The 8124-nt window shown below is 74.2% G+C and carries 9 protein-coding genes; 3 read left to right on the top strand and 6 right to left on the bottom strand.

Features of this window, described 5'->3' with window-relative positions; genetic code table 11:
- A partial coding sequence (locus GTW67_RS07625; protein ID WP_202436947.1) for a methylmalonyl-CoA mutase C-terminal domain-containing protein occupies positions 1-386 on the top strand: 386 nt, incomplete at its 5' end.
- A gap of 13 nt (positions 387-399) precedes the next feature.
- Entirely contained in the window at positions 400-1416 is a 1017-nt protein-coding gene (meaB, locus tag GTW67_RS07620; protein WP_202436946.1) for a methylmalonyl Co-A mutase-associated GTPase MeaB, read from the top strand.
- Positions 1417-1420: 4 nt separating this feature from the next.
- Here meaB and GTW67_RS07615 read toward each other — a convergent pair whose 3' ends face one another.
- The 3 genes from GTW67_RS07615 to GTW67_RS07605 all read right to left on the bottom strand — a co-directional run bounded on the left by GTW67_RS07615 (position 1421) and on the right by GTW67_RS07605 (position 4740).
- Positions 1421-1801 carry a protease inhibitor I42 family protein gene (locus tag GTW67_RS07615; protein WP_346010592.1) on the bottom strand — a complete coding sequence of 127 codons (381 nt, stop codon included), beginning with the start codon at positions 1799-1801 and terminating at the stop codon, positions 1421-1423.
- Positions 1802-2101: 300 nt separating this feature from the next.
- Complete coding sequence (locus GTW67_RS07610) at positions 2102-4174, bottom strand: NACHT domain-containing protein (RefSeq protein ID WP_161164038.1); 2073 nt, start codon at positions 4172-4174, stop codon at positions 2102-2104.
- A gap of 209 nt (positions 4175-4383) precedes the next feature.
- Entirely contained in the window at positions 4384-4740 is a 357-nt protein-coding gene (locus GTW67_RS07605; protein WP_202436945.1) for a hypothetical protein, read from the bottom strand.
- A 192-nt stretch (positions 4741-4932) separates the two neighbouring features.
- On the opposite strand from GTW67_RS07605, the gene GTW67_RS07600 reads away from it, so the two are divergent.
- Positions 4933-5502, top strand: a complete 570-nt coding sequence (locus GTW67_RS07600; RefSeq protein ID WP_161164037.1) for a DUF6328 family protein — start codon at positions 4933-4935, stop codon at positions 5500-5502.
- 55 nt (positions 5503-5557) lie between these two features.
- On the opposite strand, the gene GTW67_RS07595 is transcribed toward GTW67_RS07600, so the two are convergent.
- The 3 genes from GTW67_RS07595 to GTW67_RS07585 all read right to left on the bottom strand — a co-directional run.
- A complete protein-coding gene (locus GTW67_RS07595; protein ID WP_161164036.1) occupies positions 5558-5800 on the bottom strand; it encodes a DUF5302 domain-containing protein in 243 nt (80 codons plus the stop codon).
- A gap of 70 nt (positions 5801-5870) precedes the next feature.
- On the bottom strand, positions 5871-7280 hold the full coding sequence (locus tag GTW67_RS07590; protein ID WP_161164035.1) for a DEAD/DEAH box helicase: 1410 nt from the start codon (positions 7278-7280) through the stop codon (positions 5871-5873).
- 213 nt (positions 7281-7493) lie between these two features.
- A partial coding sequence (locus GTW67_RS07585) for an NAD(P)(+) transhydrogenase (Re/Si-specific) subunit beta (protein WP_202436944.1) occupies positions 7494-8124 on the bottom strand: 631 nt, incomplete at its 5' end.

Below are 8124 nucleotides of genomic sequence, written 5' to 3'. Positions count from 1 at the left end.
TGATGGGCCAGGACGGCCACGACCGCGGCCAGAAGGTGATCGCCACCGCCTTCGCCGACCTCGGCTTCGACGTGGACGTCGGCCCGCTGTTCCAGACCCCGGCCGAGGTGGCCCGCCAGGCCGTCGAGGCGGACGTGCACATCGTCGGGGTGTCGTCCCTGGCCGCCGGGCACCTCACCCTCGTGCCGGCGCTGCGCGAGGCGCTCGCCGAGGAGGGCCGGGAGGACATCATGGTCGTCGTCGGCGGGGTGATCCCGCCGCAGGACGTGCCGGTGCTGCTGGAGATGGGCGCGGCGGCCGTGTTCCCGCCCGGCACGGTCATCCCGGACGCGGCCCGTGACCTGGTGGAGCGGCTGGCGGCCGGTCTCGGGCACGGCGAGCTGTGAGCCGGGTGACCTGATGGCCCTCGCACTCGACGCGTACGTCAAGGGCGTCCTGGACGGCAAGCGGGCGGTCGTCGCCCGGGCGATCACCCTCGTGGAGTCCACCCGCCCCCAGCACCGGGCGCTCGCCCAGCAGTTGCTGACCGAGCTGCTGCCGCACAGCGGCACGGCCCGGCGGATCGGCATCAGCGGTGTGCCGGGCGTGGGCAAGTCGACGTTCATCGACGCCTTCGGCACCATGCTGACCGGGCTCGGGCACAGGGTCGCCGTCCTCGCCGTCGACCCGTCCTCCAGCCGGACCGGCGGCTCGATCCTCGGCGACAAGACCCGCATGGAGCGCCTGGCCGTCGACCCGGCCGCGTTCGTCCGCCCCTCCCCCACCGCGGGGACGCTCGGCGGGGTCGCGAAGGCGACCCGCGAGTCGATGATCGTGATGGAGGCCGCCGGCTACGACGTGGTGCTGGTCGAGACGGTCGGCGTCGGCCAGTCCGAGACCACCGTCGCCGACATGGTCGACTCCTTCCTGCTGCTCACCCTGGCCCGCACCGGCGACCAGCTCCAGGGCATCAAGAAGGGCGTGCTGGAGCTGGCCGACGTCATCGCCGTCAACAAGGCGGACGGCCCGCACGAACGCGACGCCCGTGCCGCCGCCCGTGAACTGGCGGGCGCGCTGCGGCTGATGCACGGCAAGGACGCCTTCTGGACGCCGCCGGTGCTCAGTTGCAGCGCGCGCGAGTCGGCCGGGCTCGACACCGTCTGGGAACGCCTGGAGCAGCACCGCACGCTGCTGGACTCCACCGGCCGTCTCGCCGGCAAGCGGCGCACCCAGCAGGTCGACTGGGTCTGGGCCATGGTCCACGACGAACTGCTGGGCCGTCTGCACGCCGACCCGGCCGTCCGCTCCCTCGCGCCGCGGCTCGAACAGCGGGTGCGGGAGGGCGGGTTGACGGCCACGCTGGCCGCGGAACGCATCCTGGAGGCCTTCACGGACGGCACGGCCGCGCCGGCATCGCCGCCCGAACCTCTTCAGTGACCGCTCAGTCGACGGTGACGGTGTACGTGATGCGCTCGGGGGCCTGGGCGGAGGCGGACGGTCCCGTGGTCGGGCCGGCGGAGGGGCCGGTCGTCTCCGGGGGCCGCGAGGACGTGTTGCCCTGGCAGGTGGTGAAGGTGCAGTGCAGCAGCGTGAACCGGGTGGTCCCCCTGCCCTTGGCCTCGAAGGTGAAGGTGAGCCGGCCGGCCGCGCCGGGCATCGGCTCCTCGCCGGCCGCCGAGGCGTAGTCCCGGCCGCGGACGACCAGCACCGCGCTGTCGGGCGCGGGGTCGGCCAGGTACCAGTACTCGCGGGTGGAGGCGTTCTGGTCGACGGTGAGCGTGAAGCGCTCCCCCGGCTCGGCGGTGATGCTGGTGTCGTCCACCGGGCGGCTCGACGCGTCACCGGAGCCGCCGGAGCCCGAGCCGCAGGCCGTGGCGAGCGTCAGGAGCGCGGCCGCCGCGATCGCGGCACCGCCCCTGCCACCCCTGCCACCGCGGAAGAGGGACGCTGTACGCGTCGGGGAGATCCCCCCAGGACGCCCTGGTCCGGCCTGGTAACCGTCCGAGCCCACCGTGTCTCCCCCGTACGCCTGCGGTCTTGATCGCGCCGCAGGCTAACACGCGGCGTGCAGGCCCCGGTTCGGGCGTCGTCCGCCTCCCGCGCCCCTGCACACGACCCGCGCTCAGTCCCCGGATCGTGCCGGACCGGTGAGGCGCGCCCGCAGCCAGTCGTGGCGGAACTGGTAGGCCGGGCCCGCCGCGCGCAGGATGCCGCGGCGCCGTGCGTCCTCCAGGAAGGCGACCAGACGCACCGGTGTGCCCTCGGCCGCGGAGAGCTGGAGTGCGGCGAGCGCGGTGGCGACCCCGAGGTTGCCGACCGGGCCGGCGAAGAGGAAGGGGTACAGCCCCGCCAGGGCACCGACCAGAGCGCCCTTCTCGACGCCGTACTCGTGGGCCGCGAGCAGGCCCGCGAACAGGGCGACGGCGACTCCCGTCAGGAGACCGAGCAGCAGCCTCAGTCCGATGTGGTGCCGCCACACCTCGCGTGGGCCGACCGCCTGGGTCTCCGCCACCGGGCGGCGGCTGAGGCGGTCTCTGAGTTCGTTGTACCCGGGTCCCGAGCCGGTGCCGAGGAGCGTGCCTGCCACCAGCTTGTAGCCGCGGCTGCTCACCAGCGTCGTGCCGAATCCGAGTGGCAGCGCGGCGAGGCAGGCCAGCCAGACCGGCAACGGGTGCATGCCGGGCAGTTGGAGCGCCAGCCAGGACACGGTTCCCGAGAACAGCCAGACGAAGATCCCGAGGGCGACGGCACGGGGCGGGAAGATGTCGCGCCATCCGGCGCTGGGCAGCGGCGGCTGGTCGCTCAGTTCCGCGTGGCGGTGGGCGGCCAGGACCGCCCCGGCGACCGCGCAGAGGGGCGCGAGCAGGCACGCCCACAGCGGGCCCGTCGTCTCCCACAGGACGAAGAGGCCCACCAGCCCGTACAGCAGCCCGGTGACGGCCCCGACGGCGATCGTCCTGGGCCGGGGGTCGGTCCAGGCGGGGATGTGCCACCAGCGCAGCTCACGGTCGGCCTGGGTCGAAGTGACCTGTGCGGCGAGGTAGCGCAGCGTCCGTCGCGCCGTCTCCGGTGAGTGGCGGGGGCGCGGGCGTCTCGGCCTGGGGGTGTACGCGGTGGTGATCAACTGGTCCAGGAGGTGTTCCCGGAGCGACCGGGCGTCGGGGAAGCGGGCGGTGTCCAGCAACTCGTCGACGCGGCGGCCGTCGTGGTCGGCGTGGTCGGCGTAGACGTCGCGCAGCAGGCTGACCGCGAGCGGGCTGGTCAGCGTCTCGGCCACCGCGCTGCCGGGTTCGTGGAGTCTGCGGTGGAACTCCTCCCAGCCGGACGGGCCCGGGTCCGGCAGGAGGTTCATGAGGTAGGCGCCGGCGTCCTCGGCGGACACCGGCTGGATCTCCAGCGCCGCCGCTCCGCTCAGCCGCTGGTGCCTGCCGGTGAGGGCCCTGGCCCGGGAGACGACCACGACCCGGAAGTCCGCCTCCTCCAGGGCGCTCAGCATGGCCGCACGCGGCTTGCCCGCGACCTCGTCGATGCCGTCCAGGAACAGGGCGATCCGACCGTCGGCCAGCAGCTCCCTCGCCCGGTCGAGTCCGCCCCGGCTGCGGAACAGGGTGTACTGGTGGCAGAGCCGGCCCGCGACCCAGTCGGCCGCGCTCTCCTCGGCGGGGTCCCAGCCGAACGGTGTGAGCATCACGGGTACGGGGATGCCGGCCCGTTCGTCCGGCGCGGCCTTGGCGCGGTGCCTGAGCGCCTCGCGCAGCAGCAGGATCGCGGCGGAGGTCTTGCCCACCGCCGGCTCGCCCACGAGCAGCAGCCGGCCCGAGGGCAGGCCGCCGTAGACCGCGTGCAGTGCGGGCAGGCCGCCGCCGCGGCGCAGGACGTCGCGAGTGACCGGGGCGAGACCGGGCAGCGGGTCGAACCGTGCGCGGCCCTCCTCGGCGACGGCGCCGTCGATCCGGCCCGCCACTTTGCGCCGGGTCACCTGCCAGCGCAGGGGAAGGGGCGCGGGCTCCAGGAGCCTGCGCAGCGCGGCCTCCTCCTCCCACTGGCCGCGCACGGCCCCGGCCAGCGCGTCGGCCGCGACGTCCAGCGGGGGACGCGGGGCCGCCGCCTGGTGCACCTGGACGAGCTTGCGGATCCGCAGGTATCCGGTGTTGGCCACACCGCCGTTGGCGGTGGCGTTCCCGGTACGGCTCACCCGGACCGGACCCGATCGCCTCGGACCGGGGCCGGCGCGGCCCGACACCGCCCGGGCACCGTCACGCGCCCTGGTCTCGCCGGTCTCCGTGACCGCCGTCTTCGCTCCGCTCCCGGCTTCCGCGTCGTCGTCCGGGCCGGGACGCCGCCCGGGCCATTTCACCATCGGTCCGCGTCTCTCCCCCGTGCCATGGTCTCCCCGGCCGTCGGTCAGCCGAGGTCCACGCCCGAATTGGCGCTGCTGCCGGGCCCGTCCGAGGTGGCGTCGCCGGTCCGCTCCACCCGGACCGTCGCCCTCCCGGTCCCCGACGGGCGTCGCACTCCGGTGGTCGTCCGGCCTCCGCCGGTCGCCTCGGCCCGCCCCGTGTCGGTCGCCACGAACTCGGACTGCGCGGTGGCGGAGGGCTGCATCAACGCCCAGACCAGGGCGGCGACACCGGTGGCCCCCTGGACCGAAGCCCCGACGAGCTGGCCGGTGCCCGGGTCCGCCAGCAGCCAGAAGAAGGGGGTCGACGCCGTCAGCACGACGGCGACCGAAACGACTGCGATCTTCGTGCTCCGTGACATGACCACGCGCTCCTCCCCGGCAGCCGCCCGTCCGCCGTCCTCAGCAGGATCGGGCCGGCTTCACCGTAGTACAAGGGCCTTGCGGTGGCGGCCCGTTGCCGACGCACCGGTGGCCGGCCGGCCGTTGTGCGCCGTCACCTGCATGAAGGCGGCCGGGCGGGGCAGACGATCGGCCTGCGATCAGGAGGTGCCATGACCACGGTGGAGCAGCCGGCCGAGGCCGGGGAGAAGGAGACCGCTCGCTGCGCACACGTCGACGGCCACGGGCCGGTGTCCGGTGCCGAGGCGCCGGAGTCCCCGCGCGAGCGGGTCAACCGCCGCTGGAACGAGATCCTTCAGGAGACGCGGGTCACCCAGACCGGCGTGCAGATCCTCTTCGGCTTCCTGCTGAGCGTGGCCTTCACCCCGCTGTTCCGGGAACTGGGCACGGCGGACCGCGTCATCTACGTCACCACCGTGGTCCTCGGGGCCTCGGCGACGGGATCGCTGATAGCGCCCGTCTCCATACACCGCTTCCTGTCCGGGCAGCGCATGAAGGACGAGGTGGTGGAGGCCGCCGGCCGGCTGATGATGTGCGGGATGATCCTGCTCGCGCTGACCATCGGCTGCACGCTGCTGCTGATCCTGCGCTTCGTGATCCCCGGCGTCCTCGCCGAGACGCTCGCCGCCGCGGTGATGCTCTGGTTCGGCCTGTGCTGGTACGTACTCCCGCTGCACCTGCGCCGTCACGCCGCCCGCCGCTCCCCCGCCGGCGACGCGTGACCACCGGGGCCGGGCCGTTCCCGGAGGCGAGGCCTCCGGTCACGGCCCGCCCGGCTCAGCCGCCGCTCTTGCGCCGGAACGACCGCTGGCTGGCGGCCGGACCGTGCGCCGCACGCACCTTCGACGCGTCGGGATTGGCAGCCACGTCGGCGGCGTCCGCCTGCGCACCGCGCTTGCGGGCCAGGGCTTCGCGGAACTTGCGCTTGAGGTCGTAGTTGCCGTCGCTGTCCGGCGTCAGAGGAGACGTCTCGGCGTCGGCCGGCTCCGAACCTTCCGTCGATGCGGGCTCTGCGGTCATGGTGACCTCCTGGGTTCGGGGCGGTTGGGGCAGGCACAGCTTGTCATGCCGGGCCGCGGCGCGGGACCTGTCAGCCGTTGCGTCGCACCTGGGCGGCCTTGCGGGCCTCGGCGAGCCTGCGGGCCTCGCCGGACTTCCGCGACTTGCCGCCGGTGCCGCGGGCGGGGTCCTTGCTGGTGCCGAGGCCGCGGAAGGGAGCGTTGTTGTTCTTGGGCCGGGGGGCGGCGGGACCGCCGTCGAGCGGGGTGCCGGAGGGCCTTCGGGCGCCGGTGATCCGGCTCAGCTCCGCCTCGCCGGAACGCACCTTGGTGACGGTCGGCTCGATGCGGGCCCCGGCCAGCATGCGGCTCGTCTCACTGCGCTGCCCCGACAGCACGAGCGTGACCACCCTGCCGGACCTGCCGGCGCGGGCGGTGCGGCCGGCCCGGTGCACATAGTCCTTGGGGTCGGTGGGCGGGTCGACGTTGACGACGAGGTCGAGGTCGTCGACGTGCAGGCCGCGGGCCGCGACGTCGGTCGCCACCAGCACGGTGATCTGGCCGTTCTTGAACTGCGCCAGGGTCCGCGTGCGCTGGGGCTGCGACTTGCCGCTGTGCAGGGCCCCGGCGTGCACCCCGCTCGCCCGCAGATGCCGGGTGAGCTGGTCGACGGCGTGCTTGGTGTCGAGGAACAGCAGGACGCGGCCGTCGCGGGCGGCGATCTCCGTGGTGACCGCGTAGCGGTCGGGGCCGTGGACGACCAGGACGTGGTGCTCCATCGTCGCGACGGCGCCCGCGGACGGGTCGACCGAGTGGACGACGGGGTCGTGGAGGTAGCGGCTGACCAGCTGGTCGACGTCGCGGTCCAGAGTGGCCGAGAACAGCATCCGCTGGCCGTCGGGGTGCACCTGGTCGAGGACGTCGACGACCTGCGGCAGGAATCCCAGGTCGCACATCTGGTCGGCCTCGTCCAGCACGGTGATCGCCACCCGTCCCAGGCGGCAGGCGTTGCGCTCGATCAGGTCGTGCAGGCGTCCGGGGGTGGCGACGACCACCTCGGCCCCCTCGCGCAGCGCGGCGATCTGCCGGCCGATCGACATGCCGCCGACGACCGTGGCCGTCCGCAGGCGCAGTGCCTCGGCGTACGGCGCCAGCGCCTCGGTGACCTGCTGGGCCAGCTCGCGGGTCGGTACGAGGATCAGGGCGCGGGGCTGCTTCGGCTCGGCGCGCCGGCCGGCCGTACGTGCCAGCAGCGGCAGGCCGAAGGCGAGCGTCTTGCCCGAGCCGGTGCGCCCGCGGCCGAGGACGTGGCGGCCCTTCAGGGCGTCGGGCAGTGTGGCGGCCTGGATCGGGAAGGGTTCGCGCACCCCGTGTGCGCTCAGTGTCCGCAGCACCTCCGCGGGCAGTCCCAGGCCGGCGAAGGAGACGGGGGACGGCGCCGGGGCGGTGGCGCCGGGCTGGGCGGGACCGCCGTGAGCGGTGCCGGAGTCATCGGGATGCATCGGGAAGAGCCTTCCGCAGGAGAACGTACCGAGGAAGGCCCGGCAGGATCGAACGGTCCGCGCACCCGCGGAACCGGACGTGCGGCATCGTCCCACCGCGACGACCACGCAAACGCGTGACACTAACACAGGGGACGGCATCGTGCCGTGACCCCGGTCACCTCTCACGCTCCGCGCGGGCGGTCACCGGGTGGGCCGGTGGCCGCCCCCGCGTCACCGGCCGGCCGGTGCGGCCTGGCGTGCGTCCGGGGCCGGGCCGTGGCCGTCGTCCGTGCCGAGCGCCCGCAGGATCTCCTCGACGCTCTGCCTGGCGTCGCCGAAGAGCATGCCGCTGTTCTCGCGGAAGAAGAGCGGGTTCTGCACGCCCGCGTAGCCGGAGGCCATGGAGCGTTTGAAGACGACGACGTGTTCCGCCTCCCAGACGCGCAGCACCGGCATGCCGGCGATCGGGCTGGCCGGGTCCTCGGCCGCGGACGGGTTGACGGTGTCGTTGGCGCCGATGACCAGGACGACCGAGGTGTCCGCGAAGTCGTCGTTGATCTCGTCCAGTTCGAGGACGATGTCGTACGGCACCTTCGCCTCGGCCAGCAGCACGTTCATGTGCCCCGGCAGGCGCCCCGCGACGGGGTGGACGCCGAAGCGGACCTCCACGCCCCGCTCGCGCAGCCGCCGCGTCAGTTCCGCCACCGGGTGCTGGGCCTGCGCGACGGCCATGCCGTACCCGGGGGTGATGATCACCGAGCCGGCCCGGGCGAGCAGTTCGGCCACCTCGGCGGCCCGCACCTCGCGGTGCTCGCCCTGGTCGTCCGCGCCGCCGGAGGGCGCCTCGATGCCGAAACCGCCA

Origin of the sequence: Streptomyces sp. SID5910 (assembly GCF_009862125.1) — a bacterium.
GTDB lineage: Bacteria > Actinomycetota > Actinomycetes > Streptomycetales > Streptomycetaceae > Streptomyces.
The sequence above is the reverse complement of the archived record's forward strand: the minus strand, read 5'-3'. Positions and strand labels throughout refer to the sequence as shown.

What these genes read in the sequence shown, in the direction of transcription:
- meaB (WP_202436946.1), top strand. Translation starts at nt 400, where the DNA reads ATGGCCCTCGCACTCGACGCGTACGTCAAGGGCGTCCTGGACGGCAAG.
- GTW67_RS07605 (WP_202436945.1), bottom strand. Translation starts at nt 4,740, where the DNA reads ATGTCACGGAGCACGAAGATCGCAGTCGTTTCGGTCGCCGTCGTGCTG.
- GTW67_RS07600 (WP_161164037.1), top strand. Translation starts at nt 4,933, where the DNA reads ATGACCACGGTGGAGCAGCCGGCCGAGGCCGGGGAGAAGGAGACCGCT.
- GTW67_RS07595 (WP_161164036.1), bottom strand. Translation starts at nt 5,800, where the DNA reads ATGACCGCAGAGCCCGCATCGACGGAAGGTTCGGAGCCGGCCGACGCC.
- GTW67_RS07590 (WP_161164035.1), bottom strand. Translation starts at nt 7,280, where the DNA reads ATGCATCCCGATGACTCCGGCACCGCTCACGGCGGTCCCGCCCAGCCC.